At 68.4% G+C, this 20,856-nt stretch carries 20 protein-coding genes and 1 pseudogene; 11 read left to right on the top strand and 10 right to left on the bottom strand.

The window, feature by feature from the left end; genetic code table 11:
* The first annotated feature begins 18 nt into the window (after positions 1 to 18).
* From QTI68_RS05555 to QTI68_RS05535, 5 genes are read left to right on the top strand one after another with little or no spacing between them, the layout of a single operon-like run.
* Entirely contained in the window at positions 19 to 1,233 is a 1,215-nt protein-coding gene (locus QTI68_RS05555) for an aminotransferase-like domain-containing protein (protein ID WP_286520155.1), read from the top strand.
* A gap of 21 nt (positions 1,234 to 1,254) precedes the next feature.
* Entirely contained in the window at positions 1,255 to 1,890 is a 636-nt protein-coding gene (locus QTI68_RS05550) for a LysE family translocator (RefSeq protein ID WP_286520153.1), read from the top strand.
* A gap of 2 nt (positions 1,891 to 1,892) precedes the next feature.
* Positions 1,893 to 2,534: a glutathione S-transferase gene (locus QTI68_RS05545; protein ID WP_286520151.1), complete on the top strand. Its 642-nt coding sequence runs from the start codon at positions 1,893 to 1,895 to the stop codon at positions 2,532 to 2,534.
* Positions 2,535 to 2,542: 8 nt separating this feature from the next.
* Positions 2,543 to 3,448, top strand: coding sequence for a PhzF family phenazine biosynthesis protein (locus QTI68_RS05540; protein ID WP_286520233.1), 906 nt, complete (start codon positions 2,543 to 2,545; stop codon positions 3,446 to 3,448).
* 30 nt (positions 3,449 to 3,478) lie between these two features.
* Positions 3,479 to 4,165, top strand: coding sequence for a VOC family protein (locus tag QTI68_RS05535; protein WP_286520150.1), 687 nt, complete (start codon positions 3,479 to 3,481; stop codon positions 4,163 to 4,165).
* 45 nt (positions 4,166 to 4,210) lie between these two features.
* On the opposite strand, the gene QTI68_RS05530 is transcribed toward QTI68_RS05535, so the two are convergent.
* From QTI68_RS05530 to QTI68_RS05515, 4 genes are all read right to left on the bottom strand, one after another.
* A complete protein-coding gene (locus QTI68_RS05530; RefSeq protein WP_286520148.1) occupies positions 4,211 to 4,507 on the bottom strand; it encodes a BrnA antitoxin family protein in 297 nt (98 codons plus the stop codon).
* Positions 4,508 to 4,585: 78 nt separating this feature from the next.
* Positions 4,586 to 6,250, bottom strand: a complete 1,665-nt coding sequence (locus tag QTI68_RS05525; protein ID WP_286520147.1) for a TolC family protein — start codon at positions 6,248 to 6,250, stop codon at positions 4,586 to 4,588.
* A gap of 2 nt (positions 6,251 to 6,252) precedes the next feature.
* Positions 6,253 to 7,497, bottom strand: a complete 1,245-nt coding sequence (locus tag QTI68_RS05520) for an HlyD family type I secretion periplasmic adaptor subunit (protein ID WP_286520232.1) — start codon at positions 7,495 to 7,497, stop codon at positions 6,253 to 6,255.
* A gap of 32 nt (positions 7,498 to 7,529) precedes the next feature.
* On the bottom strand, positions 7,530 to 8,498 hold the full coding sequence (locus tag QTI68_RS05515; RefSeq protein ID WP_286520146.1) for an ATP-binding cassette domain-containing protein: 969 nt from the start codon (positions 8,496 to 8,498) through the stop codon (positions 7,530 to 7,532).
* A 32-nt stretch (positions 8,499 to 8,530) separates the two neighbouring features.
* Between QTI68_RS05515 and QTI68_RS05510 the strand changes: the two genes are divergently transcribed.
* The 5 genes from QTI68_RS05510 (at position 8,531) to QTI68_RS05490 (ending at position 12,821) form a co-directional block, all read left to right on the top strand.
* On the top strand, positions 8,531 to 8,677 hold the full coding sequence (locus tag QTI68_RS05510) for a hypothetical protein (RefSeq protein ID WP_286520144.1): 147 nt from the start codon (positions 8,531 to 8,533) through the stop codon (positions 8,675 to 8,677).
* Entirely contained in the window at positions 8,674 to 9,474 is an 801-nt protein-coding gene (locus QTI68_RS05505) for a hypothetical protein (RefSeq protein WP_286520143.1), read from the top strand. The genes QTI68_RS05510 and QTI68_RS05505 overlap by 4 nt, the downstream gene beginning before the upstream one ends.
* 119 nt (positions 9,475 to 9,593) lie before the next feature.
* Positions 9,594 to 11,546, top strand: coding sequence for a PAS domain-containing protein (locus QTI68_RS05500; RefSeq protein ID WP_286520140.1), 1,953 nt, complete (start codon positions 9,594 to 9,596; stop codon positions 11,544 to 11,546).
* Positions 11,547 to 11,878: 332 nt separating this feature from the next.
* Positions 11,879 to 12,304 carry a hypothetical protein gene (locus QTI68_RS05495; protein WP_286520139.1) on the top strand — a complete coding sequence of 142 codons (426 nt, stop codon included), beginning with the start codon at positions 11,879 to 11,881 and terminating at the stop codon, positions 12,302 to 12,304.
* Entirely contained in the window at positions 12,270 to 12,821 is a 552-nt protein-coding gene (locus tag QTI68_RS05490) for an Ig-like domain-containing protein (protein WP_286520137.1), read from the top strand. The genes QTI68_RS05495 and QTI68_RS05490 overlap by 35 nt, the downstream gene beginning before the upstream one ends.
* Before the next feature lie 136 nt (positions 12,822 to 12,957).
* Here QTI68_RS05490 and QTI68_RS05485 read toward each other — a convergent pair whose 3' ends face one another.
* Together QTI68_RS05485 and QTI68_RS40120 are read right to left on the bottom strand one after the other, a co-directional pair.
* Entirely contained in the window at positions 12,958 to 15,018 is a 2,061-nt protein-coding gene (locus QTI68_RS05485; protein ID WP_286520135.1) for a YadA family autotransporter adhesin, read from the bottom strand.
* Between the two features lie 279 nt (positions 15,019 to 15,297).
* Positions 15,298 to 15,405 (bottom strand): annotated as a pseudogene (locus QTI68_RS40120) (ESPR-type extended signal peptide-containing protein); the annotation flags it as partial.
* 368 nt (positions 15,406 to 15,773) lie between these two features.
* Here QTI68_RS40120 and QTI68_RS05480 point away from each other — a divergent pair.
* Positions 15,774 to 16,448 carry a histidine phosphatase family protein gene (locus QTI68_RS05480; protein WP_286520134.1) on the top strand — a complete coding sequence of 225 codons (675 nt, stop codon included), beginning with the start codon at positions 15,774 to 15,776 and terminating at the stop codon, positions 16,446 to 16,448.
* A 3-nt stretch (positions 16,449 to 16,451) separates the two neighbouring features.
* Here the strand turns inward: QTI68_RS05480 and QTI68_RS05475 are convergent, their stop codons facing one another.
* Genes QTI68_RS05475 through QTI68_RS05460 form a run of 4 tightly spaced genes read right to left on the bottom strand, consistent with a single transcriptional unit; the run spans position 16,452 to position 20,850 of the window.
* Positions 16,452 to 17,219, bottom strand: a complete 768-nt coding sequence (locus QTI68_RS05475) for an SRPBCC family protein (RefSeq protein WP_286520133.1) — start codon at positions 17,217 to 17,219, stop codon at positions 16,452 to 16,454.
* Positions 17,209 to 17,685 carry a (2Fe-2S)-binding protein gene (locus QTI68_RS05470; RefSeq protein WP_286520132.1) on the bottom strand — a complete coding sequence of 159 codons (477 nt, stop codon included), beginning with the start codon at positions 17,683 to 17,685 and terminating at the stop codon, positions 17,209 to 17,211. The genes QTI68_RS05475 and QTI68_RS05470 overlap by 11 nt, the downstream gene beginning before the upstream one ends.
* On the bottom strand, positions 17,682 to 18,560 hold the full coding sequence (locus QTI68_RS05465; RefSeq protein ID WP_286520131.1) for an FAD binding domain-containing protein: 879 nt from the start codon (positions 18,558 to 18,560) through the stop codon (positions 17,682 to 17,684). Before QTI68_RS05465 ends, QTI68_RS05470 begins: the two co-directional genes overlap by 4 nt.
* On the bottom strand, positions 18,553 to 20,850 hold the full coding sequence (locus tag QTI68_RS05460) for a xanthine dehydrogenase family protein molybdopterin-binding subunit (protein ID WP_286520130.1): 2,298 nt from the start codon (positions 20,848 to 20,850) through the stop codon (positions 18,553 to 18,555). Before QTI68_RS05460 ends, QTI68_RS05465 begins: the two co-directional genes overlap by 8 nt.
* Positions 20,851 to 20,856 lie beyond the last annotated feature (6 nt).

Below are 20,856 nucleotides of genomic sequence, written 5' to 3'. Positions count from 1 at the left end.
CACTCCAAAGGAAACAACATGAACTGGAAACTCGCCGCCCGCGCCGAAAAGATGAATCCTTCGGTGCTGCGTGAAATCCTCAAGGTCACCGAACGCCCCGGCATCATCAGCCTGGCCGGCGGCCTGCCCTCGCCCAAGGCCTTCCCCATCAACGCCTTCGCCGAAGCCTGCGCCGAAGTGCTGCACAAGGACGGCCAGGCCGCCCTGCAGTACGGCGCGAGCGAAGGCTATGGCCCGCTGCGCGAAGCCGTGGCCGAGATGCTTCCCTGGCCGGTGGACCCGGCCCAGGTGCTGATCACCACCGGCTCGCAGCAGGGCCTGGACCTGGTCGCCAAGGTGCTGCTGGACCCCGGCAGCCGGGTGCTGGTCGAGACGCCGACCTACCTCGGCGCGCTGCAGGCCTTCTCGCCGATGGAGCCGGAGCCGGTCAGCGTCGCCAGCGACAGCGGTGGCGTGGTGGTCGACGACATGGTCGCCAAGGCGCCGGACGCGCGCTTCATCTACCTGCTGCCCAACTTCCAGAATCCGACCGGCCGCACCATGACCGAGGAGCGCCGCGCCGCGGTGTCGGCCGCCGCCGCCAAGGCCGGCCTGCCGATCGTCGAGGACAACCCCTACGGCGAGCTCTGGTTCGACAGCGCGCCGGCGCTGCCGCTCACGGCCCGCAACCCCGAAGGCTGCATCTACCTGGGCTCGTTCTCGAAGGTGCTGGCACCGGGCCTGCGCCTGGGCTTCATGGTGGCGCCCAAGGCGATCTTCCCCAAGCTGCTGCAGGCCAAGCAGGCGGCCGACCTGCATTCGCCGAGCTTCAACCAGCGCATGGTCCACGAGGTCATGAAAGACGGCTTCCTGTCGCGCCACGTGCCGACCATCCGGGCCCTCTACAAGCGCCAGTGCGAGGCCATGGTGGCGGCGCTGCAGCGCGAGATGAAAGGCCTGTCGGTCGAGTTCGTCAAGCCGGCCGGCGGCATGTTCCTGTGGGTGCGGCTGCCCGAGGGCATCGATACCGTGGCGCTGCTGCCGAAGGCGGTCGAGCGCGGCGTGGCCTTCGTGCCGGGCGCGCCTTTCTATGCCGGCCAGGGCGATCCGCGGACCTTGCGCCTGTCCTTCGTGACCGCCAGCGTCGACGAGATCGACACCGCGATCGCGGCCCTGGCCGAGGTCGTGCGCGAACAGCTCGCCCACCACATGGCGGCCGAGGTGCAGCGGCAGCTGGCCGCCAGCCCCGCCTGATACGCCCCGCAGCCCTCCGCGATGATCGACGCCGGAAGCTTCCTGCTGTTTCTCCTCGCGGTGCTGGCGTTGTTCGTCTCGCCCGGGCCCAACATGGCCTTCGTGCTCTCGCACGGCGTCTCGATGGGCCCGCGGGCCGGCCTCGCGGCCGGACTGGGCATCGCCGCGGCGGACCTCGTGCACACCGTGTCGGCGGCGACCGGCGTCACGGCGCTGGTGGCGGCCTGGCCGCCCGCCTTCGACCTGCTGCGCTACGCCGGCGCACTCTACCTGCTGTGGCTGGCCTGGCAGGCGCTGCGTGCCGGCAGCGTGTCGCCAAAGGCGCGGGCCGACGCCGCCAGCTTTGCGCGCGTGGTGCGCAGCGCCTGGCTCAACAACCTGGTGAATCCGAAGGCGCTGCTGTTCTTCATGGTGTTCCTGCCGCAGTTCGTCGACCCCGCGCGCGGCAGCGTGCCGATGCAGCTGGTGCTGCTGGGCATCACGTTGTCGCTGGCCGGCCTGCTCTTCAACACCCTGCTCGGCGCCTGCAGCGGGCAGGTCGGCCGCTGGCTGCAAAAACGCGGCGCGGCCGGCTTCCAGCGCGGACTTCTGGCTGCGATGATGGCGGGGCTGGCGTTGCGCCTTCTTCTGCTCGATCGCCCATCGAAGGGACTCTGACAATGCTCAATATCTGGGGGCGCATCAGCTCCATCAACGTTCGCAAAGTGGTCTGGTGCGCCCAGGAACTCGGGCTCGATTTCCAGCGCACCGAGGCGGGCGGCCGCTTCGGCGTGGTGCAGACGCCCGAATACCTGCAGCTCAACCCGAACGCCATGGTGCCGACCATCGACGACGGCGAGGGCCCGGACCGGGTCACGCTGTGGGAGTCGAACGTGATCGTGCGCTACCTGTGCGCCAAGCACTCGCCCGGCAAGCTCTATCCCGAGCCGCTGGCCGCACGCTTCGATGCCGAACGCTGGATGGACTGGCAGCAGACCACCTTGAACCCGGTCAGCGGCGGCGCCTTCAGGCAATGGATCCGCACGCCGCCCGAGCAGCGGCAGCCCGAGGCGATCGCCTATTCGGTGCGCGCCACCGAGCCGCTGTTCGCACTGCTCGACGCCCATCTCGCCGCCCGCGCGTTCATGTGCGGCGACCATTTCACGATGGCCGATATCCCGGTCGGCTGCGAGGCGCACCGCTGGTTCGGGCTGCCCCAGACCGAATACACGCGGCCTGCCTGGCCGCATGTCGAGCGCTGGTTCGCCGACCTGCGCACCCGCGCCGCCGCCCGCGGCGTGCTCGACCTGGCCCTCGAATGACCACCACCATGATCTCCCGCCCCTTCAAGCAGGTCGACGTCTTCACGTCGACGCCCTATATCGGCAATCCCCTCGCAGTCGTTCTCGACGGCAGCGGCATCGACGACGCCGCGATGCAGCGCTTCGCCGCCTGGACCAACCTGTCGGAGACCACGTTCGTGCTGCCGCCGACCGAGCCGACGGCCGACTACCGGGTGCGCATCTTCACGCCGGGCGGCGAACTGCCCTTCGCGGGCCATCCGACGCTCGGCAGCTGCCACGCGTGGCTGCAGGCCGGCGGCAAGCCGAAGGCGGCCGGCCACATCGTGCAGCAGAGCGCGGTGGGCCTGGTGCCGATCCGGCGCGAGGGCGAGCGCCTGGCCTTCGCCGCGCCGCCGGTGAAGCGCATCGCGCCGAGCCCGACCTTGCTGGCCAAGGTCGCGGCCGCGCTGGGGCTGAAGGCGCAACAGATCGTCACCGCCCAGCTGCTCGACAACGGACCCGCCTGGCTCGGGCTGCTGCTCGCCGATGCCGACACGGTGCTCACGCTCAAGCCCGACCACCGCGCGCTGCGCGAACTGGGGCAGAAGGTCGGCGTCGCGGGCCTGCCGTCGTCGGCCGCCTCGCCGGTGCTGATCGCGCGCTCGAACCGCGAGGCGCGCGCCTTCGCGCGCACCGAAGAAGCGCCGGCCGACATCGAGGTGCGCGCCTTCGCGGCGCCGGTCGGCATCGAGGAAGACCCGGTCACGGGCAGTTTCAACGCCAGCCTGGCGCAATGGCTGATCGCTGACGGGCATCTGCCCGAAAGCTATGTCGCGGCGCAAGGCCAGACCCTGGGGCGAGCGGGCCGTGTGCACATCCATCGCGATGCCGACGGCCAGGTGTGGGTCGGCGGCGACTCGGTGACCTGCGTCGACGGCACCGTGATGCTCTGACGACCACGCCGCGCTGAAACGGCCCGCGCCATGCCGACGCGCATCGACCACCTCGTGCTGGCCGCCCGCAGCCTCGACGAGGGGGTGCGCTGGTGCGAAGCGACCTTCGGGGTGACGCCCGGCCCCGGCGGCATCCATCCGCTGATGGGCACGCACAACCGGCTGCTGAAGATCGGATCGGCCGCCTTCCCGCGCGCCTACTTCGAGATCATCGCGATCGATCCGCATGCGAAGCGCGCGCGCGCCGGCGCCCGCCACCGCTGGTTCGACCTCGACGACGGCGCGCTGCAGGCCGCGCTGGCGCGCCACGGCCCGCGGCTGGTGCACTTCGTGGCCGAAGTGCCGGACATCGAGGCGGCGGTGCATCGGCTGGCCGCGCTGCGCATCGACCGGGGCCACATCATCGAGGCCTCGCGCGACACGCCGGCGGGCCGGCTCTCGTGGCGCATCACGGTACGCAACGACGGCCAGCGGCTTTTCTATGGCGCGCTGCCGACGCTGATCGAATGGGGGGCCGTGCATCCGATCGACAGCATGGACGAATCCGGCGTCGTGCTGCGCGCGCTGGCGCTGTCGCATCCGCGGGCCGGCGACCTGGGGGCGGCGTTGGGGACGATCGGGTTGTCGGAGCTGTCGCTGACCTCGGGGGCACCGGGCCTGCGCGCGATGTTCGACACGCCGCGAGGGCTGGTGACGCTATGGTCCGGAGGCGTTTGAAACACCCGTCGCAAGCCTGCCGACCCGCGACGTTGGCCGGGTTGGCTACACCTTTCCAGCCAAGTGCAGCGAGGCGCGCAGCGTGTCGTTGATGCGCGTTTGCCAGCCATCGCCCGTGGCACGCAAGGCGGCGAGCAGGTCCGCGTCAATCCGAAGTTTGACCGGTTCCTTGGTCACCGCCTGCACGCTACCCACCGGGCGGCCTCGCTTGCGCGCCGCCAGTTGCTCTCCGGTGGTCACTCGTGCGTACTGCCCGGCCTTGGCCTGGCGGATCGACAATGCCACGTCGTTGGCAAACGCCAACATTTCGGCATCCATCTTTGGGGTTGCGGTCTTAGGCATCGCAGGCTTCCTTCCACATCTTCAAAACGGCCAATGGCAAGTTGTCGAACTTGGCTTTGGCGTAGGCGGCACCGAACGCTAGCCACCCACCCCCAGCCAGGGCAGCAAGATCGCCGCATCCGCCCGTATCCGCAAATCAGCCGCCTCCCCGTCGTAGCGGCTGTTCACCTGCGCGATCTGGTTGTTGTAGTGGTCGTTCTCGGCGATCAGCACGTCCAGCAGGGTGCGCTTTCCGAGGTGGTACCACTGCTCGTAGAAGATCTTGCGAACGCGGTCGGAGTCCTTGATCAGCGGCGTGTATTCCTCGGCCCGGCTCAGCGCGGCGTCGCGCTGCTGGGCCGAGGTCCGCAGCCGGTACTCGAGGTCGCGCGTGGCGGCCATCGCCTTTTCCTCGCCGGCCTGGGCGCGGCCGAACGCCGCCCGCTCGGCCGCGGCCGCGGAGCCGCCCTGGAAGGCGTTCCACTGCACCGACAGGCCGGTCGCCCACGGCTGCGTGTTGCCGTTGATGTCCTGCTGCGTGGACTTCGACACCACCCAGTTGAGCTGCGGGTAGCGCGAGGCGTGCACGGATTTCGCATACAGGTCCGCCGCCTTGGCCTCGGCCCGCGTCTGGCGCAGCGCGGGATGCTCGGGCGCCGCGAGCAGCGCCTCCTGGACGTCGACCACCGGCGTGCCCCATGTCAGCTGCGGTGGCAGCTTGACCTCTTCGCCGACCAGCTTGGCCAGGTTGATCTCGACCTCGCGCATCTTCGCCACCACCAGGTCGCGGGTCGCCAGCGCCTGCAGGCGGCGACCGCGCGCCTGCACCAGTTCGCTGTCGCGGCCGCGGTCGCTCTTGACGATCTCGGCCAGCATCTCGACCAGTTCGGTCATGCGGCCGACGTACGCATCGCTGAGCACCATCGCCTGCTGGTTGCGGCGCAACTCGATCAGCGCATTGACGGTGTCGTAGGCCACCTGCTGGCGCACCTGCAGCATCTGTTCGCGTGCCGCGTTGGCGGTCTCGGTGCGGCTCTCGACGGTGCGGCTGATGCGCCCCCAGTCGTACACCGGCGTCGTCAGCTGCACGTTGCCGTAGGCATCGCGGGAGGTGTCGTTGGTGCCGCTGCCGAATGTCGTCGACGGCGAAGCCGCGCCGACCTGCAGCTGCGGCCAGCGCTGGCCCTTGGCCTCGTCGATATCGAAGCGGGAAGCCTCCCACCTGGCGGTGGCCTCGCGCACATCCGGACTCAACGCCAGGGCCTTGGCAACCGTGCGCTCGAGGAAGTCGTGAGCCGGCTCGCCGCCCGGCGCCGGGCTGCTGGCGGGGATGGAAGCAGGGGCCGGGGCGACGGCCATCGGCGGCGCGTCTTGCGTACCGCCGACCGGGACTGGCGCGCCGTCGGTCCACTTCTTCTCGGGCCCTGGCGGGACCGGTTCGGCCTCCGCCACGGGTGACGGCGGCGGAGGTGCCGCTGGCACCGGTGCTGGCAATGATGCTGGTGCCGCAGCGGCAGGTGCCGGCGCAGGCGCAGGCACAGGCGCCGCCCGGATCACCGGCGCAGGCGCCACCGGCTTGGCGACGGCTGCCGGACCATCGTCGGCAAAACTGCCCCACTCGAGCACCCTCGGCGGCTCCGGGGAGGCGTCCTGGGCCATGGCGTGGGCGCTCAGCGACAAAGGCAGCAACACCATGGCGCGCGCCAGTCGACGCCCCACGGACGGAGCACCCGGCGAGCGCTTCCTGAACTCGGAATGCTTCACGCTCAACGCTCCCGGAAGGCTTCACGCGCCTTCAGCACCGGCTTCAGCAGGTAGCTGAGAATCGATTTCTCGCCCGTGCGGACTTCCACCGTGGCCGTCATGCCCGGCATGATCGGGAACTCCTTGCCGCCGGCGGAAAGCGCGGCGCGGTCGGTGCGCACCATCAAGCGGTAGTAGGTCGCATCGGCGCGGCCCGCGCGGGCTTTCTCGTCGTCCTTCAACGTATCCGGGCTCAGGTGCTCGACCGTGCCATGCAGGCCGCCGTAGATCGCGTAGTCGTAGGCCGAGATCTTCACGGTGGCCGGCAGTCCCGGGCGCACGAAGGCCACGTCCGACGGCTTGATCTTGGTCTCCACCACCAGTTGGTCCTCGAGCGGGACGATTTCCATGATGTCAGCGCCCTGCTGGATCACGCCGCCGATGGTGGTCACGCGGATGTTCTTCACGGTGCCCTTGACCGGCGCCTTCACCGTGGTGCGGTTCATCACGTCCTCGCGGGCACCGACGTTCTCCTTCGACTGCGCGAGCTCGCCCTCGAGCCGGGTCAGCTCCGAGTTGGCGTCGGCCCTGAACTTGTTCTGGCGCTCGGCGATCTGCAGGCGGAATTCGTTGGCCTGGCGCTTCATGCGCAGGATCTCCACTTCGGACATCAGCCCGCGTGCGGACAGCGGCTCGGACAGCGAGACTTCCTTTTCGGCCAGTTGCAGGCTGCGCTGCAAGGCCTGGACGCTCTCGTTCAGGGTCTGGCGCCGGGCGTTGAAGGCCTGGGTTTCGTCGCGCACGATCGAGGGCACCGCCTTCACGTCGGGCGGGAAATCCAGGGGCGTCTGGTAGGCCTCGGCGCGCAGCCGCGCGATCGAGCCCTTGAGGGCCAGCACCTTGGAGAGGCCTTCGCGATAGGCCGCCCCGGCGCGCGTCGGGTCGATCTCGAGCAGTATCTGACCCTTCTCGACGATGTCGCCTTCCGCCACGTTCATGGTCTCCAGGATGCCGCCCTCCAGGCTCTGGATGATCTGCTCGCGGCTGGCCGGGATCACCCGGCCTTCGCCGTGCGTGATCTCTTCGACCCGCGCGAAGTGCGCCCAGACCACGGCCACCACGAGGATGACCGCGATCAGGTAGAGCACCAGCATGCTGCCGGGCGTCTTCTGGACCAGCATCGCTTCGCGCAGGTCCTGCACGAACGCGAGATCCTCGGCGCGAGCCCGGCCGCTGGGGCCGCGGGCCGCTGGGGTGGTCCGCGGCATGGAGGTCGCGAGGGCGACCGTGTTGGCTTCGCTCATGCCTGGCTCCCTTGTGCTTGATCGTTGTTGGCCGCGCCGTTGTTGGCGGCGCCGTTGTTGGCAGCATTCCCGCTGGTGCGCAGGCGTTCCATCACCACCGCCTTCGGCCCGTCCATGAAGACCTTGCCATCGGCATCCATGACCACGATGCGGTCGACCAGGTCGAGCACCGACAGGCGGTGGGTGGCGACCACCACGGTCTGGCCCTGCGTGGCCGCCGCCATGCGCCGCAGGAAGTAATGCTCGGTCTGCAGGTCCATCGAACTGGTGGGCTCGTCCATCAGCAGGATGCGCGGGCGCAGCAGCAGGCAGCGCGCCAGCGCGACCAGCTGGCGCTGTCCACCCGACAGGCCCTGTCCGCCTTCGCCGATGGGCATGTCGAAGCCGCGCGGATGGCGCGCCGCGATGGCGTCGAGGCCGGTCAACCGCGCCACCTGGAGGAACGCCGCGGTGCTCGCGCCCGGATCGCCGATGGTCACGTTGTCGCGCAGCGTGCCGTGGAACAGGCGCGGCTCCTGGCTCAACATGCCCACCGCCGCGCGCACGTCCGCCGGGTCGATCTGGCCGACGTCGACGCCGTCCATCAACACCTGGCCGCCGGTGGGCTGGTAGAGGGCCGCCATGATCCGCAGCAGAGTGGATTTGCCGCTGCCGATGTTGCCGAGCACGCCGACGCGCTCGCCCGGCCGGATGTCCAGGCTGACGCCCTGCAGCACCGGCGGCGACGGCTGCATCGGCGGCGCCGGGTAGGCGAAGTTGATGCGCTTGAGCGTGATCTGGCCCGCGAATTCGGGCTTGGCGAGGTAGCGGCGGTCGGGCGCCCGGTCGGAGGGGCGGGCCATCACCCCATTGAGCGAGGTCAGCGCCGTCTTGGCCTGCTGGAAGCGCACCGCCAGCCCCACCACCGCGGCCAGCGGCGCGGTCGAGCGCCCGGCCAGGATCACAGTGCCGAACAGCGCGCCCATGCTCAGCGTGCCGTCGTGGATCAGGTACCTCCGTGATCGTCACCTTCGACGCGTCAGGGGCCGTGCTGTCGATCACGACTGAAATCGTCTTGGGATTGCCTTCGTTGCCGGCAGAATGCCTGAAGGGAGCCAACATGACCGCCTTGACTGCCGTGGCCCTGGTCTGGGTCTTGTCATGAGCCGCGCCGCTGCCCGGCGCGCCGCGGTGCTGGCGTATTCACCCCGTTCGCGCGAACTCATCCGCCGCGTGCTGCGTGCACTGGGTCACTCCCCGCTCGTCTTCACGAATCTCGACGAATTCCTGGCACTGGGCCCGGGCGCTGCCAACCTCGATCTGCTGCTGCTGGGCGATGTGCCTGATACCGACAGCCAGGGCCGGTCCGTGGCCACCTGCACGCACGACCTGATCGGGTCCATCGTTCCGGTGCTCCGCGTGCCCATGCAGCAGCAGGGACGTGCGCTCCGCCAGCGCGGGGCGGTGGGCGGCATGGTCGCGGCCTCGCCGCGCTACTTCAGCGATCTCTATCGCGTCATCCTCTCGTTCCTCGATTCGCTCGGATTCGCCAGCACGCCGCGACAGCTCGCGTGGGACCGCTACGCATTCCATCCGACCGAAAGAATCGTCACCTTCAACGATGAGAAACTGAAACTCGATGCGGTGGACTTCGACATCGCGCTCGAACTGTTCTATGGCGCCGGCCGCCCGGTCGCCGGGGCTTGGCTGACGCGCATGCTGCCGGCCGGCGAGCACGGCGCCAACTGGCATCGCATCGACAACCTGGCCTGCACCATCGATGATCTGCGCGTGGCGCTCGCGCTCGACGGCTCGAACGGCTGGGCGCTGGAGGCCTTGCCGGGCGCTGCCTACCGGCTCGAGAACAGGCCGCCGCACAGGGGCCAGCCAGCGCTTGCGCGCGCACCGCTGGCCGCCGCCCCGAAACGCCGCCACGCGGTGCCGGCGGCCGATGTGGGCTGAGCGCGCAGCGCCCATGCCAAGCCCGGCCCAGCGGGCGCCGGCTGGGCCGTCGACTGGCGCGTCCTGCGCCGATCGTCTAGTCTCCGCCCGAGCGGTCATCAGATCGATGCGGAGTCTCCATGATCAAGGCGAATGTGCTGTGGCGGACTGTCGATTCGGGCACTGTCACGATGGCGTTGGCTTGCGTGCTCGGCATCGCGAGCTATTTCTTCGGCCAGCCGATGGCCATCGAGCTGCATTGGTTCTGGATGGCGCTGATATCGTTCAGCATCGTCGCGCTGGTGGTCATGCAGTACCTGCGAACCCGTGCCCGCCAGCGCCTCGACGACCAGATCCATGCCATCCTCGATGCGGTGCCGCACGGCCTGTTCTTCAAGGACACGGACTTGCACTACCAGGTCTTGAACGCCGAGTTCGAACGAGCCTTCGGCCTGCGCGCGTCGGCGGTCATCGGCAAGAATGATCTCGACGTTTTCGGCACCGCGCTGCACGATCGCTTCGTCGCCCAGGACCGCGAGCTCATCGCCTCCGGCCAGGCGCGCAGCTTCGACGAAGACATCGTGGTCGACGGCGTCCGGCGCAGTTTCCTGGCGAGCAAGCGCCCGGTGCGCGACCGTCACGGCGAGCTGCACGGCATCGTCGGCGTGGTGGTCGACGTGACCGAGCAGAAGCAGCTGCAGCGCGATCTCGAAGTGGCCCTTGGCCGGCTGCGCATCGCACTCGACGCCGCGGGCATGGGCACCTGGGAATTGAACCTGAGCACCGACGAAGTGCATGCCGACGCGCGGGCGCTGAAGATTCTCGGCATGAAGCGCGGCGAAGCCGGCCTTTCCGCGGCTTTTGCCCGGGTCCATCCGGACGACGCCGCTCAACTCGACCGGCGGCTGGCCAGCGCGCGGCAGTCCGACGAGGTGATGGCGTACGAGTGCCGTATCGTCGACGACGCGGGCGCGGTGCGCTGGGTCGAGGGCTTCTCCTCGCGGAACCGGCGGCGCGGCGGCCACGATTTCCTGATCGGCATCAACCGCGATATCACCGACCGGCGCCTCGGCGAGCTGGCCCTCCGCGACGCCAAGCGCGAGGCCGAGCGGGTGCTGGCGGAACTCGAGCAGTCCCAAGCCAACCTTGCGCTGGCACTGACGGTCGGCGGCCTCGGCGTCTGGCGCTCGGTGACCCGCGCCCACAAGGATTCCGCCGCCGCCGACATGGCCCTGGGCGACACGGTCATCACGGCCGACCCCAAGATCCGGGAGATCTTCCGCCGGCCGGACCAGACCGACATCTGCTATCGCGATCTGCTCAGGATGCTGCCTCCCGAGGACCGCTATCGGGCCGGGCGCGCCATGCGCAAGGCTTACCGGCGCGGCCATGGCGCCTACCGGGACCACCTTCGGATCTGCGGCCGCGATGGCGAGCTGCGCACGCTCGACGTGCGCGGCAGCGTGACGTCCAGCGTCGAGGACGGCGCCGATCCGGCGTGGGTCACCTTCACCGGCATCGTCAAGGACATCACGCGCGAAGAAGCGCTCAAGGCCGACCTGACCGCCAAGGCCGAGGAGGCGCGCGCGGCGCTCGACGCCAAGCGGCAGTTCCTGGCGATGATGAGCCACGAGGTGCGCACCCCGCTCGCCGGCGTGCTCGGGACCATCGATCTCGTGATCGACACGCCGCTCACGGATGACCAGCGCGCGATGCTCCTGCGCAGCCGGGAATCATCGGTCGCCTTGCTGACGATCATCAACGACATCCTCGACTTCTCCAAGATCGAGGCCGGCAAGCTCGAGCTCGAGAACCGGCCGCTGTCGTTGCACGGGCTGGTCGAGGACATCTGCCTCACGCTGGCCCCGGACGCGCAGCGCAAGGCGATCGGCCTGACATTCGACGTCGACCCGCGGATTCCCCAGTTCATCGTGAGCGATGCGGTGCGCCTGAGGCAGATCCTGACCAACCTGATCGGCAACGCGCTCAAGTTCACCAAGGAGGGTGGCATCACGGTGGCGGCGCGCCGGCCCTCCGAGACCTCGCTGGAGCTGTCGGTCGCGGACACCGGCCGAGGGCACGAGCTCCGATGAGGTCGCCGCGGCGCTCTGTGCCACGGCGCGCGGCGAACTGGTGGCGGCGCTGTCGCGCGCCGAGGCCTTCGCGAGCAGACACGGGAGCCTCGTCTGAGCGCTTCCAGCCGACTTTCGGAAATTTCATTGCCGAGTCGCGCCCCGTTCTCATTCTGCATTTGCGCCCTCTTCAATACAGTCCGCGACTCAAGCTGGTAGAGGTGGGTCGTCGATGCGATTCGGCGCCCCTCGGCAGTGCATCACAGCGGCGCCATCGAGGCCATGACAGCTGGTCGTGAAGCTCGGGCGACGAAGGGTCGATCGCAAACGGGAAGCGCAGGGGAGGAACCCGTTTGCTTTCGGGTGCTGCCGCTGCGGGCCCTGCTGGCCTGCAACTCGACCCGCAAATTGTTTGTTTGGTTTTTTCTATTCTCTTCACAGGGCTGGGGTATTCAGTGGCTAAAAAAAAGACGGCTGTAGTCATCAACAAGAACGGCAAGAAGGCGGGCGATCCGATCGCCCTGGATGGTGCGGCGCCGCTCAAGATCAAGGCTTTGCCGAATGTCAAATACCTCCTGAAGGGCGAGGGCGACGTCGGACCTGAAAACGCCACGTTGACGCGCGTCGGCGACGACCTCCATGTCACGCTCGAGGGCGAGGCCAGCCCGGCCCTGGTGCTGGAGGGCTTCTATGCCCTGGCCGAGCCTTCGGGCATCTACGGGGTGGCCGAGGACGGACAGCTCTATGCGTATGGGTTCGGGCAAGACGTGGTCCTATGAACTCCCTGCCGAGGAGGCACTGCTGCCGGGTGACAACTACTATGCCCAGGTGATGGTGACCGATCCGGCTGGCAATTCGACGGGTGATCTGTCCGACAAGTTCTTCTTCAGCGTCGACCTGCTGGGCCCCGACACGACCGCGAAGCTGGCCGATGCGTCCAACTCCGGCGACAAGAAAGACAACGTCACCAACGACAGGACACCGACGATCGAAGGCACGACCGAGGCTTTCGCCGACATCAAGGTGACGCTGCCTGGTGGCACCATTCTGGAAACGAAGGCCAATGACAAGGGTGTGTGGTCGGTGACGCCCACTGAGCCTTTGGACGAGCATGAGAACGACATCGTCGTTGTCGCCACGGATTGCGGATCACGCATGCCGCGTTCTGTTGAGGATGGATGCCGACGCGGGGTCGGCGGATGTCGATCGGCCTGTGATGGCCGCCTCCGGGATCGGCAGGAAGGCTGCGATGAATCGTACGGACCGCATCGATCGCGGAACATCAGAAGGATCTGAAAACACCCAGCGAAAAATCACACGAAGTACTACGGTGCCGTGCCTACCGTTGGTAAAACAATGCCGGGCGATCGCGCGACAAAAAGGGGCGCCATGCTCAGCGTGACGCCCCTTCTTCATTCAGCCGGACGCCGACTTACCAGTGGAAGCCGATGCCTGCGCTCACGCCGGCGTTGCCGCGCGTGTTGACCGTGCCCGCAACCTTGGTGACCCAGCGGCTGTTCTCCGACACCTTCGACACGCCGATGGCGAGGGCCGACTCGCCGCCCATGTTGCTCAGCGCGGCCGATGCCATGCCCCGCCCCGGGATGATCGACTGCGGCAAGGTCGCCACCGCCATGGCCGACGCGGCCGCTGCGTTCGAATCGCGCTTGACGCTGGCGATGTCCGACTGGACCTGGTCCATGCGCTGGTCGGTGTAAGCCTTGGCGCTGTCCGCGACCGAGTCGAGCTGACGCTTGTTGACGGCATCAGTGTCCATGACGGCATCCGCCACGTTGGCGATCGCACGCTCGTTGCCTGCCGATCCGACGGACACGGTGTTCTCGCGATTGCCGGTCGTGGAGCCGGCGCCGATCGCCACGCTGTTCAGGGCCGAAGCCGTCGCGCCGGCGCCGATCGCCACCGCGTTGTCGCCGCTGGCCACGGCCGCCTGCGTCGCATCGCCGCTGGTGGCCACATGCGCATTGGCCTGCGAGGTGCTCGTGACCTTCTCGACCTGGGTGATGCGATTCTTCGCGGAATCCATCGTGCCGGCCAAGCCGTTGAGGGCATCGGCCACGCTGCCGTACGTGGCGTTGTTCACCGTGTAGCTCGGTGCCACCATCTTGCCGTTGGCATCGATCGTGGCGCCGCCGCCCAGCGAGGAGGCGACATCGCGCAACTGCCCGACGTTGGCCGCATCGGTGTTCGCCATGCCGGCGCCGACGTTCTGCAGCAGCACCGCAGCGCCGCCCTGGTTGAAGGTCACCGTGCCGCGGTTGGAGCCCGCGTCGTAAGTCACCGCGTCGAGCGTGTTGCCGCCGGCGTCGACCAGGCCGGCCTTCTGAAGCTGACCGACGTTGACCGCATCGGTTTCGGCCTTGCCCGCGGCCACGCCGCTCAGCACGCGGTCACCATCGGTGCCAGCGAAGTTCACTGAGGTGCCGGCCTTGTCGCCCGCCACCGTGATCGCATGGGTCGTCGCATCCTGCTGCACCAGGCCCACCGTGCCGTTATCGAGCTTGTTCGAGATGTTGGTGATCTCGTTCGTGTTGCCGGCGATCTTCGTCTCGGCCGTGCCCAGGCGTCCGTTCGTTGCGTTCAGCTGCGACATGTTCACCGCGTCGTAGTCGGCGACGCCGGCCGTGACGTTCTTCAGCGTGCGGGTGTTGCCGTCCTTGTCGGCGAAGTCCACGGCCACGCCGTTGGTGGCCTTGCCCACCGTCAGGTCGGCGCCAGCTGCAGCTTGCTGCACAAGGCCCACCGTGCCGCTGTTCACGTTGTTCTTGAGATTGGTGATCTCGTCCGTGTTGCCGGCGATGTTGGTCGCGTTGGTCGTCACGCGGCTGTCGAGGGCGTCGACGTTCGTGTTGAGCGTGTCGATGCTGCCTTCGGCCGTGCTCAGGCGGCCGTTCGTCGCGTTCAGCTGCGTCATGTTCACCGCGTCGTGGTCGGCGACACCGGCCGTGACGTTCTTCAGCGTACGGGTGTTGCCGTCCTTGTCGGCGAAGTTCACCGCCACGCCGTCGGTGGCCTTGCCCACCGTCAGGTCGGCGCCGGTCGAGGCTTGCTGCACCAGGCCCACCGTGCCGTTGTTCACGTTGTTCTTGAGATTGGTGATCTCGTTGGCGTTGCCAGTGATATCGCTCTTGTTCTGCGTCACGCGGCCATCGAGGCTGGTGATCGCACCGCCCACGCCGGTGACCGCCGCGCCGCCCACCGTGTAGCTGGGTGCCGAGACCGTGCCGTCCGCATTGACCGCGGAGCCGCCGCCCAGGGCGCTGGCCAACGAGGAGCTCACGCTATAGAGCTGCGAGCCGTTGATGGCATCGGTACTGGCGGAACCGACCGAGCCTCTGGCAATACCCGTGATCTGGCCGCCATTGAGCCGGATGCCCGCGCCGGAAGCCGTGATGTTGAGACCGACGCCATTGCCATTGGTGGTCTGGACACCTGTCGTGATGCCGTTGATATATTGGTAGCCACCAACGGACATGTTATTGTTGGCAATAACCACATTGTTCGTTTGGTTTACGTTGTTGTAGCCAGAAAAATTGCTACACGCACTCCACGTCGGATTGGAAGAGGTCCCATCCATATATTGGCAACCACCCGGGTCGACAAGGCCAAAAGCAGTGTCATTGACGATAAAACTCGCAAAGGCGCTTTGCGACACGCTAAAACTCGCCAGGCCGACCAAGACCATTGCCGCCGCCAGCATCGAACGTCCAAGGCCCGAGCGCGCCTCCGCACGAGCACCCTCTTGCGCCAGTGCCCGCACGACTGCACCCTTCGAGGCCTTGCCTCGCGCCGAGACTGCTTCACTGGTGGCCACCCAGGCACCAAGGGCTTCATTCCAAATACTGGTATACGCGTTATTCATCAGACGGATCCTTCAAGTTCAAATTGATGCCATTTCGCGCAGACCGTCTGGGCGAAAAAGGCTTTCGATTGCCCTCGACTCCGATTGCATGAACCCAGTTGATGCGCAGGACAAGGACCTGGAGTCAATGATATTGACGGGCCCTTGCGGCGCATATGAGAATCGTCTGATTTGAAATGGAAGCCATGCGATGGAATGATCGATATCCGGACTGTTAAAAAAGTCGTGAAAATTCCTGCCAGCAATTCAATTCCAGGTGCCTCGACCTCTTCGATTTCGCCCACGTGGTCAGCCTCGATCGGTCATCCAAGAAGCCCTTGGTCACCGCCGCGACCGCGGCCAGCGCTCCCGATTGGCAGAATCCACACATGGGAACTCTCTACCTCGTGCGCCACGGGCAGGCCAGCTTCGGCGCCGCCGACTACGACCATCTCAGCGACCTGGGCCGCAGGCAGTCGGTGCGGCTGGGCGAGTACTGGCGCGAGCGCGGCATGCGCTTCGACGCCGTGATCACCGGCACGCTGAAGCGCCATCGCCAGACCTGGGAAGGCATCGCCGAGGGCCTGGGGATCGGGCACGAGGACGTGCTGCCCTGGCCCGGACTCAATGAGTACGACAGCGAGGCGATCATTGCGACGGTCCATCCCGGCAAGCTCGAGAAACCCGATTCGCCGGAGATGTACCGCCACCATTTCCGCCTGCTGCGCGACGGACTGGGCGCCTGGATGCAGGGCCGCACCGAACCGGTCGGCATGCCCAGCTACGTGGATTTCCTGGCCGGCGTGACGACCGCGCTGGACCATGTGCGCGACCGGCACCACGGCGCCAAGGTGCTGGTGGTGTCCAGCGGCGGACCGATCAGCACCGCCGTGGGCCATGTGCTGGGCACCAGCCCCGAGACCACGGTCGAGCTGAACCTGCGGATCCGCAACACCGCGGTGACCGAGTTCGCCTTCACGCCGAAGCGCCACATGCTGCTGACCTACAACACGCTGCCGCACCTCGACGGCCCGGCCTACGACGGCTGGGTCACCTATTCCTGAGGACTACTTCGTCACTTCGCGCAGCCACGCGGAGCAATCGGCCGCGGCTTCGATCGGCCAGTCGACCTTGAGCTGGGTGTCGCCACGCTGCAGTTCGATGCGGATGTGACGGCCGTCCGCCGCGCTGCCATGGACGAGCCGCGACCACCAGCCGCGGCCCGCTGACGCGCGGCCCGCCGGGACGGCCGCGGGTGGCGTTGCGACCGGCGCCGCAGCCGGCGCCGCGACGGCTGCAACGGGCCGCGCAGCCACCGCCGCGCTGGCCGGCGCCGCAGCCTGGATCGCAGCCACCTGGGCCCTCGCCGGCGCGGCGGCCATCGGCGGCCCGCCTTCCAGCCGCGCCACCAGGTTCTGGGCGAACTCCTCCCACATCCGGTCGGCCTTGGTCTTCATGACGCTGAGCCCGAAGGTGCCGAGCCGCCCGAGCACGTCGACCTTGACCTTCATGCGCAGCTCGGTGCGACCGTCCGGCAGCTCGGCCAGGAACAGCTCGCTCTGCTGCTTCAGCGAGCTGGCGACCGAGGCGTCCTCGCCGGTGCCTTCGCAGCGCAGGTAGTGCGGCGCCCGCTGCTCGACGATGGTCGTGCGCAGCTTGAACTTGGCGCTGATGAAGGAGATCTTGACGTGGATCTGGGCGATGTACTCGACGTCGCTGACCACCTCGATCGATTTCATGCCGGGCACGCAGCTGCCCATCACCTGGGGGTCGAGCAGCATCTGCCAGACCTGCGCCGCGGGCGCGGCGACCGTCATCGTCTTTTCAATTTCCACGCATCTTCTCCGCAGCGTTCATGACGGATTCGACAATCTGCGTGTAGCCGGTGCAGCGGCACAGGTTGCCGCTCAGGCCGTGGCGCACTTCGTCCACCGTCGGGTCAGGGTTCCGGGCCAGCAGCGCGCACGACGCCATCAGGAAACCGGGGGTGCAGTAGCCGCATTGCAGGCCGCCGCATTGCATGAAACTCTGCTGCAGCGGGTGCAGCGCGTCGCCGTTGCCAAGGCCCTCGACCGTCGTGATGCGGCAGCCGTCGGCCTGCACCGCCAGCGACAGGCAGGACTTGACCACCTCGCCGTCGACGATCACCGAGCACGCGCCGCAGGTGCCCGTCTCGCAGCCGCGCTTGGTGCCGGTCAGGTGCAGGTCGTCACGCAGGAAATCCGACAGCATGCGTCGCGCCGGCACCTCCATCGTTTGCGCCTCGCCATTGACGGTGATCGCGATCAGATGCTTGCTCATGGCTTGTCTCCATCGATGGCCAGGTCGAACAGCTGGGCGATGGTGCGCCGGGCCACCACCCGCACCATGTCGCGGCGATAGTCCTCGCTGCCGCGCGAATCCGAGACCGCGAGGATGTCCGCGCTCGCGATGTCGGCCGCCTCGGCCGCCACCTCGGCGGTGATGGCCTTGCCGGCCAGGAAGGCCTCGGCGCGCGCCACGCGGGCCGGGATCGGGGTCGAGGCGCCGACCACCAGCCGGGCCTCGTGGCAGCGGGCGCCGCTGCGGCGCACCGACAGCGCGACGTTGACCAGCGGCCGGTGCTCAGCCGCGGTGCGCCGGAAGCGGGTGTAGCGGCCGGCGGCGTCGGCCGAGGGCGCCGGCACGCGGATGTCGAGCACCACCTCGTCGGGCTCGATGGCCGTCACGTAGTAGTCGACCAGGAACTCCTCCATGCCGAGCACCCGCTCGCCGCGCGAGCTGGCCAGCGTGACCCGGGCGTCGAGCGCCATCAGGCAGCTGGGCGGATCGGTGGCCGGATCGGCATAGCAGAGGTTGCCGCCGATCGTGCCCTGGTGGCGCACCTGCGGGTTCGCCACCTGCGCCGCCATCGCGGCCAGCATCGGATAGTGCTGCTGCACCAGCGGCGACCGCGCCACGTCGCAATGGCGCGAGAGTGCGCCGATGCGCAAGCCGTCGCGGGCGTCGAATGAGATGCCGCGCAGTGCGTCGAGCCGCGCGATCGAGACGATGTGGGTCGGCGTCAGCATGCGCTGGCGCATCGCCAGCATCAGGGCGCTGCCGCCGGCCATCACGCGGCAGTCGTCGCCGAGCTCGGCGAGCATGCGGCTGGCCTCGTCGATCGTGGTCGGTTGCAGGAAATCGAAATCACGCATCACGCGCTCCTTGCAGTTCGCGCAGGCCCGCCAGCACCTTCTCGGGCGTGATCGGCAGGTCGCGGATGCGCACGCCGATGGCGTCGTAGACCGCGTTCGCAATCGCCGGCGCGCCGGGCAGGATGGCGGTCTCGCTGGCGCCCTTGGCGCCGTAGGGGCCGTTCGGATCGTTCGACTCGACGATGCCGCCGCGCAGCATCGGCACCGCGTCGCTGGTGGCCATCGTGTAGTCGGCGAAGTTGCCGTTGGCCATGCGGCCGCCTTCGAGCTGCAGCTGCTCGTAGAGCGCCCAGCCGATCGCCTGCACGGTGGCGCCGTTGGTCTGGCCGTGGATCGCCAGCGGATTCAGCGCCTTGCCGCAGTCGTCCGAGACGAAGCTGTCGACCAGCGTGACCTGGCCGGTCTGGGTGTCGACCTCGACCTCGACCGCCTGGGCCGCGAACGAATAGGCCGGCGCGATGTTGCCGTAGACCTTGTCGTCGTGCATCTGCGTGCGGGCGTCCCAGCTGCCGCTGACCTGCAGGCCCTCGCCGCCGTGGCGCCAGACGTGCAGGCGCGCCAGCATGGCCAGCGTGCAGCTGCGCCCGGGGTCGGCGATGACCCGCACCGTGCCGTTGGCGCATTCGAGCTGCTCGACCGGCCGTTCGAGCTGGGTCGCAGCGAGCGCGAGCAGCTTGTCGCGGGCCATGCGCGCGGCCACGATCGCCGCGTTGCCGCCGGCGATGGTCACGCGCGAGGCCAGCGAGCCGATCGCGATCGGCGAGGTGTCGGTGTCGGGCGGCACCACGTGCGTGTGGTCCAGCGGGATGTCGAGCTCGTGCGCCACCACCTGGCTCAGCATCGTCATCGCGCCCTGCCCCATGTCGGCTTCGCCGCTGTGGATGAAGACGCGGCCGTCTTCGTTGACCTTGACAACCACGGTCGAACCGTCCCAGTTGCCAATCGTGCGGTTGCCGCTGACGTGCATCGCCGCCGCCATGCCGACGCCGCGGCGGCGGGCGCCGGTGCCCTTCGGCGCGGCGCGCCTGGCTTGCCAGCCGATGGCGTCGATCGCCTGGTCGATGCATTCCTTCAGGCCGGTGCTCCCGATCTGCCAGCCGTGGACCGAGGTCTCGCCGGCGCCGATCGCATTGAGCTTGTGGATCGCGACCGGATCGAGGCCGAGCTGCTCGGCCATGGTGTGGATGTGGCTGTTGAGCGCGAACAGCATCTGCGAGCCGCCGAAGCCGCGGAAGGCGCCGTGCGGCGGCGTGTGGGTGTAGACCAGCGTGGCGTGCGAGCGCACGTTCGGGTTGCGGTGCATGTTGTCGCTGCGCATCGCGCTCACGTGCATCACCTCGGCCGCGAGACCGCTGTAGGCGCCGCAGTCGGCCACGATGCGCACCTCCTTGGCGACGATCAGGCCGGCGCGCGTCATGCCAAGCTTGAGCGTGATGCGCTCGGGCACGCTCGAGGGCGCCGCCAGGAAGTCCTCGAGCCGGTTGTTGACCAGCCGCACCGGCTTGCCGGTCTTGCGTGCCAGCAGGCCGGCGATCAGGTTGTTGGCGTCTTCGACCAGCTTGCCGCCGAAGCCGCCGCCGGTGGTCGCCTGGTGCACCCGGATGCGCGAGATCGGCATCTCGAGCGCAGCCGCGAGCCGCAGCCGCGCCTGCGTCACCGACTGGGTCGATGTCCACACCACCAGCCGGCCATCGGGCTCGAGCGCGGCGACCGTGGCCATCGGCTCGAGGTAGCCCGGGTACTGCGCGTGGGTGGTGTAGGTGGCCTCGTGCACCAGGTCGGCCGAGGCGAAGCCGGCGTCGGCGTCGCCGCGCTCGAAGCGGATCTCGTGCGAGACATTGTTGCGGCCCGGATGGACGCCGGGCGCCTCCTCGTCGAGCGCCTCCTCGGGCGTCAGGATCGCCGGCAGTTCCTCGTACTCGACCTGGATGTGGTCGAGCGCGTCGCGCGCGATCTCTTCGCTGGCCGCCGCCACCGCGGCGACTTCTTCGCCGGCGAACCGGACCACGCCCTCGGCCAGGATGCGACGCTCCTTGTGATGCACGCCCCACATCGCGCGGGGCGCGTCGGCGCCGGTCAGCACCGCCTTGACCCCCGGCAGCGCCAGCGCCGCCGAGGTGTCGATGGCGACGATGCGCGCATGCGGATAGGGGCTGCGCAGCACGGCGCCGTGCAGCATGCCGGCGACCTTGAGGTCGCCCGCGTACTGGGCGCGCCCCAGCACCTTGGCGCGCGCATTCACCTGCGGCACGTCCTGCCCCAGCGTGGACTGGTTGGTTCCCGACGTCATGGCGCA

This window comes from Variovorax sp. J31P207 (assembly GCF_030316965.1).
Lineage (GTDB): Bacteria > Pseudomonadota > Gammaproteobacteria > Burkholderiales > Burkholderiaceae_C > Variovorax > Variovorax ginsengisoli_B.
This window is presented reverse-complemented; position numbering and strand designations above follow the sequence as displayed.